The sequence below is a fragment of the Alteromonas sp. G5_S2_22_S1 genome, from assembly GCF_054968525.1.
In genome coordinates this window covers 434834-453313 of record NZ_JBQKUJ010000001.1, presented here as the reverse complement: position 1 = coordinate 453313, position 18480 = coordinate 434834, and the positions used below count along the sequence as shown (strand labels likewise).

The 18480-nt window shown below is 44.8% G+C and carries 14 protein-coding genes and 1 tRNA gene; 6 read left to right on the top strand and 9 right to left on the bottom strand.

What is annotated here, in order from left to right:
* Nucleotides 1-5: 5 nt before the first annotated feature.
* From dapE to ACTRWF_RS02005, 4 genes are all read right to left on the bottom strand, one after another.
* Nucleotides 6-1142 carry a succinyl-diaminopimelate desuccinylase gene (dapE, locus tag ACTRWF_RS02020; protein ID WP_462835062.1) on the bottom strand — a complete coding sequence of 379 codons (1137 nt, stop codon included), beginning with the start codon at nucleotides 1140-1142 and terminating at the stop codon, nucleotides 6-8.
* A complete protein-coding gene (locus ACTRWF_RS02015) occupies nucleotides 1136-1483 on the bottom strand; it encodes an ArsC family reductase (RefSeq protein WP_012518033.1) in 348 nt (115 codons plus the stop codon). Before ACTRWF_RS02015 ends, dapE begins: the two co-directional genes overlap by 7 nt.
* Before the next feature lie 184 nt (nucleotides 1484-1667).
* On the bottom strand, nucleotides 1668-2168 hold the full coding sequence (locus ACTRWF_RS02010) for a PTS glucose transporter subunit IIA (protein ID WP_462835061.1): 501 nt from the start codon (nucleotides 2166-2168) through the stop codon (nucleotides 1668-1670).
* A 4-nt stretch (nucleotides 2169-2172) separates the two neighbouring features.
* On the bottom strand, nucleotides 2173-2562 hold the full coding sequence (locus ACTRWF_RS02005; protein WP_071958961.1) for an ACT domain-containing protein: 390 nt from the start codon (nucleotides 2560-2562) through the stop codon (nucleotides 2173-2175).
* A gap of 498 nt (nucleotides 2563-3060) precedes the next feature.
* Here ACTRWF_RS02005 and ACTRWF_RS02000 point away from each other — a divergent pair, with 498 nt between their 5' ends.
* Nucleotides 3061-3426, top strand: coding sequence for a VOC family protein (locus ACTRWF_RS02000; RefSeq protein WP_462835060.1), 366 nt, complete (start codon nucleotides 3061-3063; stop codon nucleotides 3424-3426).
* Between the two features lie 212 nt (nucleotides 3427-3638).
* On the opposite strand, the gene hppD is transcribed toward ACTRWF_RS02000, so the two are convergent.
* A complete protein-coding gene (gene hppD / locus ACTRWF_RS01995; protein WP_462835059.1) occupies nucleotides 3639-4712 on the bottom strand; it encodes a 4-hydroxyphenylpyruvate dioxygenase in 1074 nt (357 codons plus the stop codon).
* Nucleotides 4713-4969: 257 nt separating this feature from the next.
* Nucleotides 4970-6265, bottom strand: a complete 1296-nt coding sequence (gene hmgA, locus ACTRWF_RS01990; RefSeq protein WP_462835058.1) for a homogentisate 1,2-dioxygenase — start codon at nucleotides 6263-6265, stop codon at nucleotides 4970-4972.
* A gap of 340 nt (nucleotides 6266-6605) precedes the next feature.
* On the opposite strand from hmgA, the gene ACTRWF_RS01985 reads away from it, so the two are divergent.
* From ACTRWF_RS01985 to ACTRWF_RS01970, 4 genes are all read left to right on the top strand, one after another.
* Nucleotides 6606-7034: a MarR family winged helix-turn-helix transcriptional regulator gene (locus ACTRWF_RS01985; protein WP_462835057.1), complete on the top strand. Its 429-nt coding sequence runs from the start codon at nucleotides 6606-6608 to the stop codon at nucleotides 7032-7034.
* 159 nt (nucleotides 7035-7193) lie between these two features.
* Nucleotides 7194-8270, top strand: coding sequence for a patatin-like phospholipase family protein (locus ACTRWF_RS01980; protein WP_462835056.1), 1077 nt, complete (start codon nucleotides 7194-7196; stop codon nucleotides 8268-8270).
* Nucleotides 8271-8429: 159 nt separating this feature from the next.
* Nucleotides 8430-8506 (top strand) — tRNA-Val (locus ACTRWF_RS01975).
* 323 nt (nucleotides 8507-8829) lie between these two features.
* Nucleotides 8830-9915 carry a cell division protein FtsZ gene (locus ACTRWF_RS01970; protein ID WP_462835055.1) on the top strand — a complete coding sequence of 362 codons (1086 nt, stop codon included), beginning with the start codon at nucleotides 8830-8832 and terminating at the stop codon, nucleotides 9913-9915.
* Here ACTRWF_RS01970 and ACTRWF_RS01965 read toward each other — a convergent pair.
* Nucleotides 9912-10952, bottom strand: a complete 1041-nt coding sequence (locus ACTRWF_RS01965; RefSeq protein ID WP_462835054.1) for a WCX domain-containing protein — start codon at nucleotides 10950-10952, stop codon at nucleotides 9912-9914. The two genes, ACTRWF_RS01970 and ACTRWF_RS01965, sit on opposite strands and share 4 nt — an antisense overlap.
* A 358-nt stretch (nucleotides 10953-11310) precedes the next feature.
* Here ACTRWF_RS01965 and ACTRWF_RS01960 point away from each other — a divergent pair, with 358 nt between their 5' ends.
* Nucleotides 11311-13032, top strand: a complete 1722-nt coding sequence (locus ACTRWF_RS01960) for an EAL domain-containing protein (RefSeq protein ID WP_462835053.1) — start codon at nucleotides 11311-11313, stop codon at nucleotides 13030-13032.
* Between the two features lie 131 nt (nucleotides 13033-13163).
* Here the strand turns inward: ACTRWF_RS01960 and ACTRWF_RS01955 are convergent, their stop codons facing one another.
* Both ACTRWF_RS01955 and ACTRWF_RS01950 read right to left on the bottom strand, forming a co-directional pair.
* Nucleotides 13164-15098 (bottom strand): EAL domain-containing protein, encoded by a 1935-nt coding sequence (locus tag ACTRWF_RS01955; RefSeq protein WP_462835052.1) that lies wholly within the window; start codon nucleotides 15096-15098, stop codon nucleotides 13164-13166.
* A gap of 331 nt (nucleotides 15099-15429) precedes the next feature.
* A complete protein-coding gene (locus ACTRWF_RS01950; RefSeq protein ID WP_462835051.1) occupies nucleotides 15430-18477 on the bottom strand; it encodes an efflux RND transporter permease subunit in 3048 nt (1015 codons plus the stop codon).
* Nucleotides 18478-18480 lie beyond the last annotated feature (3 nt).

Sequence of the window (18480 nt, the reverse complement as noted above, 5' to 3'; positions counted from 1 at the left end):
CTACGCTAGTTGGCTAGCAAGCGCTCAAGGATACCGAAATACATATCCGCAAGCTGTTCTAAGTCGGCCATTTTGACGCACTCGTCAATTTTGTGAATAGTGGCATTTACTGGCCCTAGCTCTATGACCTGTGCACCCGTTGGGGCAATGAACCGACCGTCTGATGTACCGCCTGCGGTAGATAGCACAGTCGGCGTACCTTTAACGGCCTCTATCGCACCTTGTGTGGCGTCTAACAGCGCACCGGTGTCGGTTAAAAATGGCTGGCCGTTAAACGTCCACTTAATGTAATAATCTAATTCATGGGCATCAAGAATAGTGGTTACCCGCTCAATCAATATCTGATCGGTTACCTCTGTTGAAAAACGGAAGTTAAAGCAAACGTGCAGTTCGCCTGGGATCACGTTACCCGCGCCAGTACCCGCATGAATATTTGAGATCTGAAAGCTCGTGGGCGGGAAGAAATCGTTACCGTTATCCCAATGGGATTTGGCCAGCTCATCTAAGGCGGCCATAGCGCTATGAACGGGGTTCTTCGCCAAATGCGGGTAAGCAACGTGACCCTGCACACCTTTAACCACCAGGTCACCGGTTAACGAGCCTCGACGGCCATTTTTCACGATGTCGCCCACTTCATCGGTAGACGAGGGCTCGCCAACAATACACCAATCAATTTTTTCATTGCGTGCTTCAAGGGTATCAATAACGCGGGTTGTGCCATTAATAAAGGGGCCTTCCTCGTCACTGGTAATGAGATAAGCAATGCTACCTTTGTGCTGCGGATACTGATTAACGAATTCACGAGTGGCAACAAGCATAGCAGCAAGACTGCCTTTCATATCTGCTGCCCCACGACCATGTAAGTAACCGTTCACTTCAGTGGCAGTAAATGGCGGGGTTTTCCACGCGTCTTCTGGGCCACTTGGCACTACATCGGTGTGCCCTGCAAAACAAAACACCGGGCCCTCTTTGCCTCGGCGAGACCACAAGTTAGTGGTATCTTCAAACACCATGGTTTCATTGTCGAAGCCAAGTGCCCCTAAAAATTCACACATAGCTTCTTGGCAGCCGGCATCTTCAGGAGTAACGGAGCGGCGGTTAATTAATTGCTTTGCAATGTCAATAACAGAGTCGTTTAACAAAATATTTCCTCATACTGTGCCGGTTTGAAACCAATGTGGAAGGTATTGTTGTGAAAAAGAATAGGGCGCTTAACCATGGCTGGGTGAAGTTCAAGCAAAGCAAGGGCTTTATCTTTATTCAACGTTGCCTTTTCTTGTTCTTCTAACTGGCGAAACGTCGTTCCGCGCTTGTTTAGCATGGTTTCCCAACCTAGCTCAGCTTCTGCACGTGAAAGAAAGTTGTTATCTATGCCGTCTTTACGATAGTCGTGAAATGAAAACGGAATATCGTTCTCGGTTAACCATTTTTTCGCTTTTTTAATGGTGTCACAGTTTGGGATCCCGTAAAGGATTGTGCTCATGTGAATGCTTCCGTATTACTTGTTGTATCTAAAAGGTGAGACCGCGCTTCGCGATCTACGCAATGACGCAACCCCATCGCGCTTTAATCATGCTTTAGAAGCAATGCGCCACTAGGGTTAGTTAAACTTTGTCGTACATCATACAAGCTGTTGATACGATGATAAACTGACTTGCGATGTGTTTTTAAAGGTAAAGGGTAAAAAGGGGGTCGGTAGCCGCGTCTACGAACTTCTGACGGGTAGGCACTATGCCAATGAGGGCATTAGCATTAAGCAAAGTGAGCGCACAAACATTGCTGACACCCTGCTGCTTAAGCCAGGCCGAATTCACAGTAAACAGTGTTTGACTGACGTTAAAAGCGTCGCCGCGCTTAAGGGCGCAATTAAACTGTGCGCCATGAAGGTGACATGTGTCACCACCGTATTTTATTCGGCACTTTAACCCCACTTTTGACTGTATATCAATAGCATAGTCCAGTGGCGAAACATTGAGGACTTTACCAACAAAAGGCGCAACTATGGTGTTGGAGGTAGAAGTTAGCGCAGCACCTGGCCCCATGTAACCGTTTTTAAAAAACGGGTCGTCCGTTTGGGCAAGTGGAACGACTTGCCCGGAAAACGGGGTCAGTGTTTCAAACTGTTTCGAGAATGTATCGGGGGCATATTGTAATTGTTTGGCGTTCACGGGATTAGTTGTCCACATTCACCGAATAACCCGCTTTTTTCAAAGCGTTGATTGCGTCTTTCAATTTGTTGTCTTTTACTAAGAAAAAGTCAGTATCGAATGTGGACACAACGAAGATAGCAACCTTCGCAGAGGCAAGTACATCACCAATTTGTGCCATAATTCCAACCATTGACAGATGTAACGGCCCCAATAGTTCAAGGGCTCGCCAACCTTCATCACTATCAAGGGAATCTACCTTGATTGAGTCAGGAACGACAATAGACAATTCATCTTCTGTTTTACCTAGGAAAAAAAGCGGGCTGTTTAGAACTGAGGCCGGGATATCGCTTTGCGGATCTAAGCTGTGAATAGTGAATAAAGATTCTCTGACTAAAAGTGTTTGTTTGGGCATGAGAAACCGAAAAAAAGAATACGTCGAAGATATTCACATTAAACCATTAACTGTGAGCAAGTGCCACGTGTTATCCACTTAATCTGTGGATAAGTTTGTTGAGTAGTTTGGGGTCTTATTCTAAGTGTTTGATAATAAGTAATAAAATAAACTGTACAAACAATGGTCAGTGGATAACATTATCAAAAATGCAAGCATTTTCCACAGGCTGTGTCTACCATTAAAATAAAAAATGTTTGGTCTTTTTGCAATTTCTTCCCTTGACAACCGTCTCTTTTATAGGGAATTGATGCCCAAAAAAATAGCAAACAACCTGCGATCGTTTTAGAAAAATAAGCTATGTTTTATTAGTGCCTAAGCATAATTATGACGCAAGTTTTAAAGTAACAACCACTGCAAGCTATTTTTAGAACGGGCAACGTTAACATCACTGGCGCAATAATAAACGCCTAAAAAAGCGAGTTGCGCCTATAAGTATAACGACAAGAGGATAAGACGATGTCAGATGCGTCATGGTGTGATATTACAACAGAAAATGCCGACGAGCTTGTGAGCTTCTACGAGGCTGTTATGGGCTGGAAGAAGGAAGCAATCGACATGGGCGGATACAGTGACTTCGTCATGATGAAAAGCGACGGTACGCCAGTAGGCGGCATTTGTCACAAGCGCGGGGTGAATGAAAATTACCCATGCGGGTGGATTAACTACTTTACTGTTGAAAGCTTAGATAATGCCCTACGTGCGGCTGTTGATAAAGGGGGCAAACAGGTGGGTGAAGTCCGACACCATGGAAACGACAGCTTCTGCGTAATCATTGATCCAAGCGGAGCGGCGTGTGCACTATATGAAAAAGGGCAGGGTTGAAACCAAAGCTTAGTCATTGCATTTACAAAGGCTTTTTTGAAGTAAAGGCAGTGCATCTTTGCGATGTACTGCCTTTATTTTTGTCTTAGGTTTAACGAGAAAACGGCCTTAATGCTGCTAAGCTTAGCTAGGCTTAGCTAGGCTTAGCTAGGCTAGAATTTTGCCTCTCTCGTAAATGCATCGTGACGACAAATTCACCATTTGCTCAAGAGCTATTTATTTAAAACTCCGCGATTTACTTGGTCGCGTTCAATAGACTCAAACAGTGCCTTAAAGTTACCTTCGCCGAAGCCATCATCTTGCTTACGTTGAATAAATTCAAAGAAAACAGGGCCGAAAACCGTTTCAGAGAAAATTTGAAGCAGCAATCGAGGCTCGCCATTTTCCGTTGTGCCGTCTAATAAAATGCCGCGCTTTTGTAATTCATCTACATTTTCGCCATGCCCTGGAAGGCGGTCTTCAAGCATTTCATAATACGTATTTGGTGGCGGTGTCATAAACTTCATGCCTTTTGCCTTAAGCTTATCTAAACACGCTAATAAATCATCACAAGCAAACGCGATGTGCTGAATGCCTTCACCGTTGTACTTCATTAAAAACTCTTCAATTTGGCCACCACCGCCCACGGCTTCTTCGTTTAGCGGAATACGGATTTTGCCATCAGGTGCGGTCATTGCTTTTGAAAGCAGCCCAGTATATTCACCTTTAATATCGAAATAGCGAATTTCTCTGAAGTTAAATAGCTTTTCATAGAAGCCAGCCCAGAAATCCATGCGCCCTCGATACACATTGTGGGTAAGGTGATCCAGAGTATGGAAGCCACAGCCTTCGGGGTGGCGGTCAACGCCTTCAATCCAGTTGAAGTCAATATCGTATATGGTGTTTTCACCTTGATACCTGTCGATAAGGTAAAGCATGGCACCACCAATACCTTTAATGGCTGGCAGTTTAAGTTCCATTGGCCCTGTGTAGGTGTCCACTGGCTGTGCACCACGGGCCAGCACTTCTTTGTAGGCATGCTGTGAATCTTTTACGCGAAAAGCCATCCCGCATGCTGATGGGCCGTGCTCTTCTGCATAGTATGCGGCATGGCAGTTCTTTTCATAATTGCTCAATAAGTTGATATCGCCTTGACGCCACAACTCTACGTCTTTCGATTTGTGGCGAGCAACAAGGGTAAAGCCCATCGCTTCAAAGATAGGCTCTAACATGCCCTTTTCAGGCGCTGTGAATTCTAAAAACTCAAACCCATCTAACCCAATTGGGTTTTCAAATAAATCAGCCATAGCAATACATCCTCAACGTAAATCATATTTTATAATTGTTAGCTGATTGTAAGGTTGTAGTGAAAATGCAAGCAATAGAGGTAGGCGCAACACATTTTTAGGATGGAAAGAACAGCTGTAACGTTTTGTTTTCATCGGTACGTCAAACATACGGTTAGGGGAGGCATATTTTCCCTAACCATATGATTTTAGTAATCAATAATAGATTTTGCGTATTGTGTCAGGTGTTCACAAATCCGTACAGGTATCGTGGAGTACTACTTTTCACTATCGTAGTGTTTTTGTAGGCCCTTCCAGCAAGAAAGATAATCCTTCTGGCGAAGGTCGCTATGCATAGCAAACGCCGTTGGCGCAATGGGATAACGAGATTCAAACATGAACGCTAGGGTGTTTTCATAGCGCTGGGGAGTAAGTTCAGCATTCGATGCCTTGTCGAACACTTCAGCTTCAGGGCCATGGGGCGTCATACAATTATGCAAGCTCATCCCGCCCGGCACAAAACCATGCTCTTTTGCATCGTACATGCCCTCTATTAGCCCCATAAACTCACTCATCACATTTCTGTGATAATAGGGTGGACGGAAGGTGTTCTCGGCCACCATCCACCTCGGTGGGAAGATAACAAAGTCAACGTTAGCTGTGCCTTCAAGATCTGATGGGGAAGTCAGCACAGTAAAAATAGAGGGGTCGGGGTGATCAAAACTTACTGTGTTTATTACGTTAAAGCGCGATAGGTTGTATTTGTAAGGTGCAGAGTTACCTACCCAAGCCACTACGTCAAACGGAGAATGATCAAGGGGGGCCTCAAATAGGTTGCCGCAAAACTTGTTTACCATGGTGTGTGGCGTGTCATTATCCTCGAACCACGCCGTGGGATAGCAAAAGTCCCGCTGATTAGCGTAGCCGTTAGCACCAACAGGGCCGCGTTCTGGTAAAACAAACGGATGCCCGTAATTTTCACAAATGTAACCCCGTATGGGACCGCCTAATGGTTCGACAGCAAAGCGTACACCGCGAGGGATCACCACTATTTCACCTACCGAGACATGAAGCTTTCCAAACTCAGTGGTAATCAGCATGTCACCTAATTGGGGGACGATAAGCATCTCACCGTCAGATGAATAGAACACACGATTTTGCATATCCATATTGGCGCTGTAACAGTGTATTCCCATACCCGTTTGTGTTTTAGCGTCGCCGTTAGTGGCGATAGTGACAAGCGAATCAATAAAGTCACACTCGCTGTCAGGCAATGGAATGGGGTCCCATCTCATCACATTGGGTGGGCAGGGGATAGCCGTTTCAGGTGCCGTGCGCACAAGGCCATTATCTATTTTTTTAAAGTCGCCCATGGCAATAGAAGGGCGTAGTCGGTACGTCCAGCTTCGACGGTTGTCTGCACGTGGTGCAGTAAATGCGGTACTGCTAAATTGCTCAGCATAAAGCTTATAATTAACTTTCTGTGGGCTAAATTGCCCTTTAGGAAGAGCGCCGGGCAGGGCTTCAGTTTCGTGCTCGTTATTAAAGCCAGTTAAATAAGATAAATTATCCATACAGGTTTCCGTTATTGGCGCTACTTTAGCTGCGCTTAGCAATAGATTAGTTACAAATGAAACTATATGCTTTAGGCTAGAGGTAAAATAATTGTAAATCAATGGTAGGTGGTTTGTGTGTATTTGGTGCGCGGGCGCTTTTGGTAAGCTAGGTTTACAGTCGTGCCAACTGATAAGCCAATACTGATATAAGCCAAGCTTTTAATGGAGTTAGGAGTATTGTGCCAAGCTATTACACTTCATGTAAGGTTTACGTCAACTCGCCTTTAAGGTTTACGTCAACTCGCCTTTTTAAGTCATCATCTCTAAATAAAAAAAGAGAAAGAGAGAGGGAAACATAGTGCAATTAAATGACATGCTTGCCTATAAGGTGGCAATGCTGGCTAGCGACTTAAGTGACTCTCTTGCTAGGGAATATGCCACTTACCAGCTTACAATGCCCGAGTGGCGAATTGTAGCAACACTTGGCGCGTGCCAAAAAGACGCACAGCAGCCTTATATGACCGCAAAAGCCATCGCCGCAGCGACCCGCCTAGACAAGGTGCAAGTTTCTCGCGCGTTAGACCGCTTAGTGAACAAGGGCGCGGTGTTAAAACGTATGTGTAAGGAAGATAAAAGGGCAAGCCTCATTGCATTATCAAGCGAAGGTGTGGCGATGTATGAGCAAATCACACCGCGGGTGGTCGCGTGGCAAAATAGGCAATTAAAGAATATCACTGATGATGAGTATCGCGTATTTCTAAAAGTGATAGATGCACTCAGCCCTTAGTTTTCCCCGCTTACGCGTTTAAAGGTGTGGTCTGAGCAGAAGACGCGTAAAGGCCAAGAAGGTTACTTTTGCGTGGTTAACTGTTAAATTTCTCCGAATTAGTCAAATTAAGGGGTTATATGCATAAACGCTGGCCCTTTAAAATAGCAAGGAATGTAAGTGGCCCCGTTAGACGTATACGCAGGTAAAAAAGCCCGAGAAACTATAATGAAAAATGGGTTTAGCCCAGACCTGTTCAGTTATTTTTTAGGCGCATCGGGTGGCCCTAAATGGTTTACTTTGGCAGGGCTAGATCGGGTACTTTTTCCCGAGTGGTTCGCTAATGTAAATCATCAAGTACATGTTATTGGTTCCTCCGCGGGTGCTTTTCGTGCAATTTGTGCAGTGCAAAATGACCCCTTTGCCGCAATAAACCGGCTAGCATCATCGTACTCAACCACAACTTATAGCAGTAACAAACCTACCCCAAGGGAAATTACCGCGAAAGCCGAAGACCTGTTGAAGGAAATGGTGAATGACACCGGCAAACAAGAAGTCTTGTCTAATTCCCGTTTTAAGGCGCACCTTATTGTAGCCAAATGTTTAGGCGCAACCCGCTTTGAAAGTAAATTTAGGCAGCTTTCTGGCCTTGCTATGAGCGCGGCAGCCAATACAGTAAATCGAAAAAACCTTTCTCGGTTATACACCCGCTATGTTTTTTCTTCGCCAAATACGAATTTTGAAATTAACGACCCCTATCAGCTCCCAACGCAATATCACGATTTAACCCAAGGCAATATTCACAGTGCGCTATTAGCGTCTGGCTCTATTCCTATTGTTATAGAAGGCGTGCAGAACATAGAAGGGGCGCCAGCTGGCATGTATCGCGACGGTGGAATTGTTGACTACCACTTCGATTTATCCTTTGGCCCTGACAAGGGGTTAGTGTTATACCCTCACTTTTACGATAAGCCTATTCCTGGTTGGTTTGATAAAGGGCTAAAAAACAGAGTACCGCATCGCTCAAGCTACGATAATGTGGTGATGTTAGTCCCCTCGGCGTCATTTGTGGCGAACCTGCCTTACAGTAAAATACCAGACCGTAAAGACTTTGAAGTGCTTGATGCCGAAACCCGCATTAAATACTGGCAAACGGTGTTAAAAGAAACTGATAGGTTAGGGGAGTATTTTATGCGTGCGGTGAACGACGGTACACTAGTCGACGCCATTAAGCCGCTACCCTTTAACATGGTGTAAGTAAGCGTCTTTAAAAGACAAAAAGCAATCGAATTGCTGCGAAATTAGTCACTTGAACGGGCTTTTGTTAAGTTTTTCTTGCAGGCAGCGCCGGTGCTGAGTATTATACGCGCCGTTGTCTGGCATTCGCCCACCTATCTGGTGCAACACAGTTTTTATGCGTCTATAGCTCAGTTGGTTAGAGCGCTACCTTGACATGGTAGAGGTCCCCTGTTCGAATCAGGGTAGACGCACCATTTATTTATTCCCCTAGTAAAACATTTTCATCCTGCTTTAAGAAAATATAACGTTTTTTTCTCAGTACCCTAATTTCATAAATTCAAAGCCTAGTAGTTTTTCCACAAAACCCTTGATACCCATATACTTAAACTGGCTGTCGAGCGGCAAACACAGCATGTGGATAGCAGTGATGCTGTTCAGTAAACATAAAGCCGTGAGTAAATTTGGTGTCTAAAGCGGTTACGACAGTCACCTGATATACGGCTCCCAATCCTATACGTCACTTTTTGCCGCACAGTTGTTTCATGCTTACAAAACGTCAGTTTTCCAGAGTAAGCGCATGCAAAACATTCGAACCGAACAAATTAATATTCACGTTATTGGCGTGGGAGGCTGTGGCGGTAATGCAGTAAGCAACATGGCCAATCTTTGCTCACATGAAAATATTAGATTTAGCTCTGTTAACACCGATATCGCCGCTTTGCATAGATGCACAAATCATGAAGTGGTATTGATAGGGGAGGCGACAACAAAGGGTTATGGAGCGGGGGCCGACCCGTGTGTAGCAAGCGATGCAGCCATTCAGAGTAAAGATGCTTTAAAGGCGTTAATAGAAGACGCCGACCTTATCATCATTATCGCAGGGCTAGGAGGCGGAACGGGAAGCGGTGCATCGCCAATTCTTATTGATTTAGCTAAAGAGAGCGACATCGATGTGATGTGCTTTGTTACTCTACCTTTCAAAACAGAGGGGGGAAAGCGAAGCGACATTGCAAGAAACGCACTAGAGACAATACGAAGCAAAGCGAACGCAACATTAGTGATGTCTAACGATTCATTGCTTTCTGCACTAGATGAAACCGTAGGCCTTCTCTCAGCATTTCGTCACTGTGATACGCAAATGCACAGAATTGTTGAAGCCATTATCGTAATGCTAACCAATACTGGCTATATTAACGTTGATATCAATGATTTTAGCCACATTCTTTCTTTAGAGGGAGACACTGCGCTGGGAGTAGGTATAGCTGAAGACGACAGTTCGTTAAGCAAAGCATTAAAGCATGCTCTAGAAAACCCATTAGTTGATAAGCAGAATATTATCGGGGCGCAAGGCGTTATCGCACAGCTAACGTGCAGGGAAGAGCCCAGTTTAGCTATGTATGAAGAAATGCTAGCCACGCTTCAATCTTTGGTTGATGGCCCTCAAACTCTCATTATTACAGGCGTGACTCTATCTCCAGAATTACCCCATTTTGGTGAAGTGTTAATTATCGCGACCGGTGTGCCCTTAAAGAAACAGAGCTTTGAACAAGAGGAAAATGTGATACCTATGAAGCAGGCCTCTGTACCGACATCATCGAGAAAGGATGCGGCATATTTGGATATACCTGCTTTTGTGAGGCTTCAGGGCAGAGAGTTACCTTAGTCAGTAAACATCTGATTATTTTGCACGGCTTTTTCCTGATAAGCGAAGTACAGCCTTTCAGAAAGCTCAGCAAAATATTGCCGTAGTTTTTGAGGCGCAATGACCTCTATGTTCTCGCCCAAGCCTCTTAAGAAGGCGCGTAGTTTATTGGTATCTTTCACCGTGGCGGTAAGCAGGGACTTATCTGCTTGGGTAGATTGCGTAATTACCTGATCGTTACTTAGCCTATAACCGTGAAGTAAAAATAAAGAGTTGTTTTTAACCAATAACTTAAGCTCTATATCTTCTTTATTGTTAGCCGACAGGGTCTGGACACTTTCTAATTCACCAAATTCCTGCTGGCAGTCTTCATCGGTTACGGTAACGTTTCTAATAAATTGTAGCGGCAATGCGTAGCGCCTTTTGTGCAGCGAACCAAAGGTACATACAAAGAGTTGCCGACCATCCTGTTTCACCAGCCCCATAGGGTTAACTCTATCGTAATGTTTCCATACCATTTCATTACCGCCACTAAAAATACGCTTAATATCGGCAGAGATTTGCTTCTTGAAAAAGATCGCACTTTTTAATCGTTCAAACGAAGCTGCGTCTATTTCTGGTGGTATAAGCGGCTGGGAAACTTGTGAATCGGCCACCGACCTTAGCCAGTTTGTAAGCAAGGAATCACTGTCTTGCTGTAAGACCTGACTTGCTTTTGCAAAGTAAGGCTGCATTTCTTTGAGTGTAGAGTTTGGAAGCGTAGCACCCGATTGTTCAAGCACCTTAAAAGCCAGAGCGGTATTGCCGTCCATTAAGCTTAAGTTGAGCTTCTTAAAGTTCGCGTTAATAAACCAGCCGTAGGGTTTCGAACGCTTATCAACGTCTAAGCCAAATAGGCCAATGTTTTCTAGGCTGACTAAGTCCCGCTGTACCGTGCGCATGTCGATATTGTGATGGCCGCAGTTTTGTAAGTTCTCAAAAATTTGGCGGCTAGAAACCTTTCTAGGCGCGGAAGGCACAAATTGAAGAATGTCGAGCTTGCGTTGAAATGCACTCATAGTGGCGAACTGGCTTTTGCGATAGTAACTTCACCATAGCATAGAGATAGCTTGCGACAAAAAGTGTCGCATGTTGAAATGTTTTTCGACTTATTAGCGAGGCTATCGAGCGAAGTATACTCGTAAAAGCCCTGCGGCTGCGAACACCTAGTCAAAGGTGCTATAAAGACAGACCTCAAACGGTAATATGAATAGACCATGTCCTACTAGACAGGGCTTCCTTTGTATATTTTGTCACAATTATTTTGTGGTTTGCCTCTAGTTTGCGCTAAGCATAAATTTTATAGGCTACACTTAAATGGCGGTGGTCATTTTTTTACATTGACGCTATCCAACAATTAGCACTCGCGGGAGTAAGATGAGCTTAACAAAATACCAAGAGCCCCCGTTATTTGAACAGCATGGAGCAGCTGAAAGACGGTTCCTTCAGCTTATTAGTGCGCTGCCAAAAGTATCGGTGCAAGGTTACGATAAGCACCGCAACGTTATCTACTGGAACAAATCAAGTGAAGACATGTATGGCTATAGCAAGGACGAAGCCTTAGGTCAAAAGCTTGAGGACCTCATTATTCCTAACTTCATGAGAGATGACGTTGTTAAATTTCACCAGCGTTGGATTGAGTTCGACGAAGCCATTCCCTCTAATGAATTAGTGCTGAAAAAAAAGGACGGGCAACCCATTCATGTTTTTTCGTCTCATGTAATGTTAAAACAAGGTTCGGACTCGCCAGAGATGTACTGTGTTGATATTGACTTAAGTGAACAGCACGAGATACGTCTAGAGCTCGAGCGTATGGCGTCTACTGACTTACTGACCGATTTACCCAATAAACGCGTGCTTGAACAGACGTTAATCTCTATTATCGAAGACGTGACGCATTCCAACTCAGGCTTTGCGCTGTTCTTTATCGACCTTGATATGTTCAAAGAAATTAACGATACATTAGGGCATACATGGGGCGATGAATTGCTAAAAGCAGTAGCGAAACGTTTGGTTAGCTGTATTGATAGCGCAAATGGCATGCTAGCTCGATTTGGTGGCGATGAATTTGTTTATGTTGCGAATAACATAACCGACGAAATTCAGTGTGAAGAAATCGCAAAAACGCTTACCGACTGTTTCAAAAAGAGCTTTGAGCTTAGTACTGAAAGCGTACACATAACATCGAGTATCGGTATTAGCATGTTTCCAAGGGATGGGGATGGCATTGACGACCTTTTAAAGCACGCTGATGCGGCTATGTATCAAGCGAAGGCTGAAGGGCGCAATAGGTACCACTTTTTTACCAAGACGTTAAGTCAGAGGTTGCGGCAGCAGCGAAATATTGCTGCTCGTCTACGTGAATCGCTGAAAAAGGACGAATTTGAGCTTTTATTCCAGCCCCAAATAGATGTCAAAACCGGCAAGTTTACATCCTGTGAAGCCTTACTTAGGTGGCGCCCTTTGGGTGAAGAAAGCGCTGTACCGCCAAATATCTTCATACCTATTGCTGAGCGCAGCGAACTGATAGCAGACATAGGGCGTTGGGTACTAGAAAAAACCTGCCAGCAGTCGAAAAAATGGAAACAAAAAGGTATAGGAGTTCGCATCGATATAAATGTTTCAGGCAAAGAGTTGGAAAAAAGTTCCTTCTTTGAGCGTTTAACTGCCTGTCGGTCGCATTATGGGTTATCGCCTGAAGATATTGGTTTAGAGCTTACTGAAAACGTTCTGATCAAATCGGATAATGCAATTTTGGAAAATTTACGTGCTCAGCGAGACTTAGGTGTTGAAATATCGATAGACGATTTTGGTACTGGCTACTCTTCACTGAGTTATTTGAAGCAGTTCCCCGTGAGTCATTTAAAAATCGATCGCTCGTTCTTAAAAGGCGCGCCTGAAAACGCCTACGACAGCGCCCTGATGGAGGCCATTGTAAACGTGGGTCACAAACTCGACTTGAAGATAGTGGTTGAAGGGGTAGAGACACAAAGTCAATCTGACTATTGTAAATCGTTGAATGTCGAATTTATTCAAGGCTTTTTGTATTCAAAACCCATTAGCGCCGAGGCCATTGAAGCTCTGCTTGAAAAGCAATAAGCCTGATATAAAAAGAGGCGCTTTTGCGCCTCTTTTTTGCATTTATTACTTGGAAAGCTTCAATTTCTTACCTGCAAAACCCCATGTGCAGGTGCGCCTAACTCCCCCTACGTTGCAACAGTATGTGAACCTTAATACACATTCCAAAGTGCAGGTTTAGCAAAATAATAGCCTTGCTGATGTTCTACACCTAGCTTGTTCAAAGCCACAGATTCGGCTTCGGTCTCTACCATTTCTGCAATTACTTTTATATTCAGGCCAGTCGCTATATTGATAAGGCTAGACACGAACAGCTGATTGTCTTTATTGGTATGAATGCTTTGGGTCAGTCTTCCGGAAATTTTAACAAACTGCGGTTTAATCGCGCGTAGGCCAGAAAGCGATGCAAAGTGGTCGCCAAAGTGTTCAACAGTGACTCGACAACCCAGCTTGATCAATTGTCTGCACAGCGATTCTGCATAGTCTCGATACTGTATTAGCGCGGCATCTTCAACTTCGAAAAGAAGCCTAGGGCATAGCGCTTGTCGCTGGGTTAATTCGTTAACCAACCAATCTCTAAATTCACCATTGGCAATTGACGTAATACTTAAATTGACGGCGACTTGCTGAGAGGTCACTTCCATCTTTTTAAACACGATGCTGGTAACCAGTCTGTCGACTTGTGGTATTAGGTCTAATCGCTCAGAAGCAGGGATAAGCTGCGACATGGGTATGACTTCGTTGGTATCTTTGTCTTTAAAGCGCCCAAATGTCTCATAGTAAGCGGGAATATTTTGCTCTATATTCATAACCGGCTGAATCATAATGTCGGCATACTGCTGAGCGACAATATAGTTAAGTCGTTCGCGCCATCGCGTATTGCTGTGTACGTGAGATATTTCCGAAGCCAACTCCCAACCGCTTTGGGTTTTCATGGCAGCGATAAGCGCACTATCCACACTTTCCATGACTTGCGGCATAGACATAGTGCCGGTAAAGCGAGTAATACCGATATACGTGGCTTTGGTGCCATCGCGTAATGGTGAGGCGCTAGCGCATTGTTTTGATATGTTAGTCAACATGAGATCTCTTGCCGGCTTTTCCATGGGCTCGCAAATTAATGCGAAATCTCCGCCAGTCAATCGAAACACAAAGCGCACGTTGCTGTTGTTTTTGGTTTCTTCAACCAAGATGTTCGCTATCGCTTTAACATAGTTATCACCCGGCACCATACCTAACTTGGTATTAATACTGGCCAGTTGCGCTAGCCGTACAATAATAAGCTCTTTTTCTTGTGAGGTTGCGTTTTCGTTTAATAGCGCACGCATGTGGCGCTCAAACGCGCCTCTGTTGGCTAGTTTAGTTAATGAATCTTTGCTCGCTTCTTTTTTAAATAGCTCAGACTGGCGTGTAAGTTCATCGAACTTCGAGGCTAGCGTGCTTGAAAGGGTATTAACGCTACTCGTCAACTGTTCACAGTCGCCAGAAGAGGCACTCACTTGGGGCGACGTGAAATTATGGCTCCCCATATCGTTAAGTTTTCTAACGGTATCTTCGATAGGTCGCTTAAATCGTCGATTCATTACTGCAACTAACAATGAAACAAGCAGTGAAAGCGCGACAAAGGCGATAATATTCCTAAGTAGTACGTTAGTGAACCTGGTGTATACCTCAAGCTTATTTGATGTGAGTACGAGCGCGCGCTGACTATCGCCTAAAGGTATGCGTTTTTCCAATTCTGAATTGGAATCGATTGACGTGAACCACGATGGTACAGCGTTCTGAATTGCCGCTTCTCTTTTGGCTACCACACTACCGCTTGCGTCAACAATTGCGGCGTAAGATATATGGGGCTGCGATACTGTACTTTCTAGAAGGGTGCTAAGGACTAGCTCCTCTGTCTGCGGTGACAGAGAGGAGAGCTGATCAATGTTTTTTCTATAATTTGCCGCGCTTTTTTCAGCCTGTAGCGTGACCGCCTCAGACGTGTTTAATTGTAACTCACGTAGTTCGGCGACAGACAATGCAGTAAACGCTAAAAACAATAGGGCAACAACACCCCAATTAGTTTGATTAGTTAGCTTCATTACTAGCAGTTATCTCCTTTAACTGAGAAATTAAGTCTTTGCTCAATAAATAGATGTAACGTTAATGGGCATAATTGTAGCCTACAGAGTATGCGCATACTATTTATGAACAATAATACTCATAAATGTATAGCAAAACATAACGTTAAGCGAGAAGTAATGACGCTTTGATATGGCCTTTAGTGATTATAATGTGTCTAGCCACCATGCCCTATTAAGTGCTTTATCAGCGTTTGGAGATGCTTCCTGTCGCTGACTGTTTAGGCTGTTGGAAGTAGCGCCATTTTGGCGCTACTCGTTACAACGTACTAAACAGAGCGAAATGTCTAGGCTATTCAGATTTAATACCATGGAAGGTACAGTGCAGTACTGGCAAAATAAGCAGCGTAAGTACGGTTGCCACTGTCAGGCCAAACACAATTACTATTGCCATTGATGCAAAGAAGGCATCAGAAAATAGCGGTATCATGCCTAATATGGTGGTAATGGCCGCCATAGACACAGGGCGTACACGAGAGACCGACGCTGCGACAACTGCGTCAAACGCGCCGCTATTGCCTTTGGCCTGCACGTTAATCTCTTCCATTAACACAATGCCGTTTTTAAGCACCATACCAATAAGGCTTAAGCTTCCCAGCAGGGCCATAAAGGTAAAGGGGGCGCCAACTAACACTAAACCGCCAATAATACCAATGGTAGTCAGTGGAATAACGCCCCAAATGGCTAGCGCTTGACGCAGCTTTCCAAACAGCAACACGGTAATAATAAACATGCCTAAGATACCAATAGGCATACTCGCAAACAGGGCGCTTTGCGCATCGCGAGAGGTTTCGTATTCGCCGCCCCATTCAATGCGATATCCATCGGGCAGCGATAGTTCTTCTACTAATGGGCGTACCTTCGCTTGAACGCTGGCAGCGGTTTCGCCAGAAAGGGGAAGTGGCTCAGCGTAAACCGCTAGCATACGCACCCGATTGCGGCGCTTAATGATAGGGTTATCAAGAGTAACATCTACATTGCTGACTACGTCAGCCATGCTGATATATTTCCCTTGTTCTTGACTCCACACATTCAGCGAAGCGAGATTGTCAATATCATAGCGTTGGTTAAGGTCGTTGCGCATGACAATAGGAATTAAGTCACTGCCCTCGCGGTATAACCCTACCGTTTCACCTTCGTTATTGAGCAGAAATGCGGTGTGAACGGCATCTCGGGTTACGCCGATGCGACGCGCTTGTTCTTCAAGAAAGACCGGCTCCACAAAAGGCACCTTGTTACTCCAAGACAAACGCACGCTATCCATGGTTTCCTCTGCTTGGAATATCGCTTCAATATCACTGCTTATCTCCCTTAGTACGTCGGGCTCAGGGCCATAAATTCGGGCTTCAATAGCCGCTTTAGCCGACGGGCCTACTTGAAGCGCCTTTACTTTGTACTGCGCGTTAGGGAAATCTTTGCGTACCAGTTCTATGATTTCTCGCATACGCGCATCGCGCGATTCAACCGTGTTGGTTTCCACAATTAGCTGACCGTAGCTGGCGTACCTGTCTTCAGGGGCGTAGGTGAGGGTTAGCCTTTGCGCGCCACTGCCAATAACACTGGTGACATTGGCAATGTCTTGCATGCCCAACACGTTAGCCTCTAAGCGGCGTATTGATTGCTCAGTGGTTAATATGTCGCTGCCCTCAGGTAGCCATAAATCTACAAAAAAGAGCGGCGTTGACGAGTCGGGGAAGAAGGCGTTTTTAACAAACTTCCCTGATGCCAAGCTGCCCCCAAGAGCAAGGAGTACCACGCCTATGGTAATGTAGCGGTGGTTAATGGCACTCGTGAGTACGCGCTTATACGTAGTAAAAATAATGCCTTTGTATGGGTCGTCGTTTTCGTCACTTGAACCGCGCTCTTTTTCTGTATTAAACAATAAATTAAAAAAGAACGGGGTAATGGTAAGCGCGGTGATCCAGCTTAAAAACAAAGAAAAGCACAATACCCAGAACAGGGAACCCACAAACTCGCCCGTTGCGTCAGGAGAAAGCCCTATAGGTGCAAAAGCGGTAATGGCGATAACCGTAGCACCTAACAGGGGTAGCCCATTTTGACTCACTACATCTTTCGCCGCTTGTAGTTTGGTCTGGCCTTTTTTCACACCAATAAGCATGCCTTCGGTAACCACGATCGCATTATCTACTAACATACCTAGCGCAATAATAAGCGCGCCCAAAGATATTTTCTGCAGCTCTATCCCTTTTACCGACATCAATATGAACGTGCCAAGAATAGTAAGCACTAATATCAACCCCATAAGCACGCCGCTGCGCCAGCCCATGAATAGCAGTAAGACGAAAATAACAATGGCAACGGCTTCGGCAAGATTAATTAAAAAGCCGGTTACGGAATCGTCTACCACGGAAGGTTGGTTGTAGACGGTATTAAGGCTCATACCCAGCGGCATTCGCTGCTCGAGTTCGGCAATTTTGGTATCTAAGCGCTTACCAACATCAACAACGTTAACCGCCGATGCGAAAGAAACGCCAATCGACAGCGCCGGCGTGCTATCGCTGTGATAAAGATTAGAAGGCGTGTCATTTAATGTGCGCTCGATGGTAGCAATATCTGTTAAGCGAATAAGTCCACTCGCCGGAGACCCAATCACTACTTGGCCAAGGGCTTCTAAATTATCGAATTCGCCGGTTGGCTGTATAGACAAACGTTTACCTTGAACTTTAATTGACCCTGCATTACCCACCACATTTTGAGCCGTTAACAGGCCGGCAATAGACTCGGCTGATACATTCAGCGTTTTCATTTTATCGTGATCAAGAGAAACGATAATTTGCTCGTTTACCGTACCTGCAATAGAGACTTTTTTAACGCCTTCCACAAGCTGGATTTCGCGCTGCATCAAATCAGCAAAGTCTTCCATTTGTTTTAAGGTGTAATCTTCGCTTTGAAGCGTCATCAAAAGACCAAACACGTCGCCAAAGTCGTCGTTCACGATAGACGTACCGGTACCCGGCGGAAGCGAGGCTTGCGCATCACCCACTTTGCGGCGTAGGTTGTCCCAGTATTGCTCTAAATCTTTGGCTTGAACGCTACTTTTTAACTCAACGGTAATTTGCGATAGCCCCACCATGTTTACGGAACTAATGCGCTTTACATTAGGTATTCGCTGAATGGCTTTCTCAAGCTGCAGAGTTACCTCCTCTTCCACTTGTTCAGGCGTGGCCCCAGGGTATTGGGTAATGACAAGGGCATTTCTTATAGTAAATTCTGGGAATTCTAGCTGCCCTAAGCCTAAGAAGGTAACGATGCCGCCAACACCTAAAATGATGGCAACCATCCAGCTAATAACTTTTTGACGAAAAAAATACTCGACCATGAC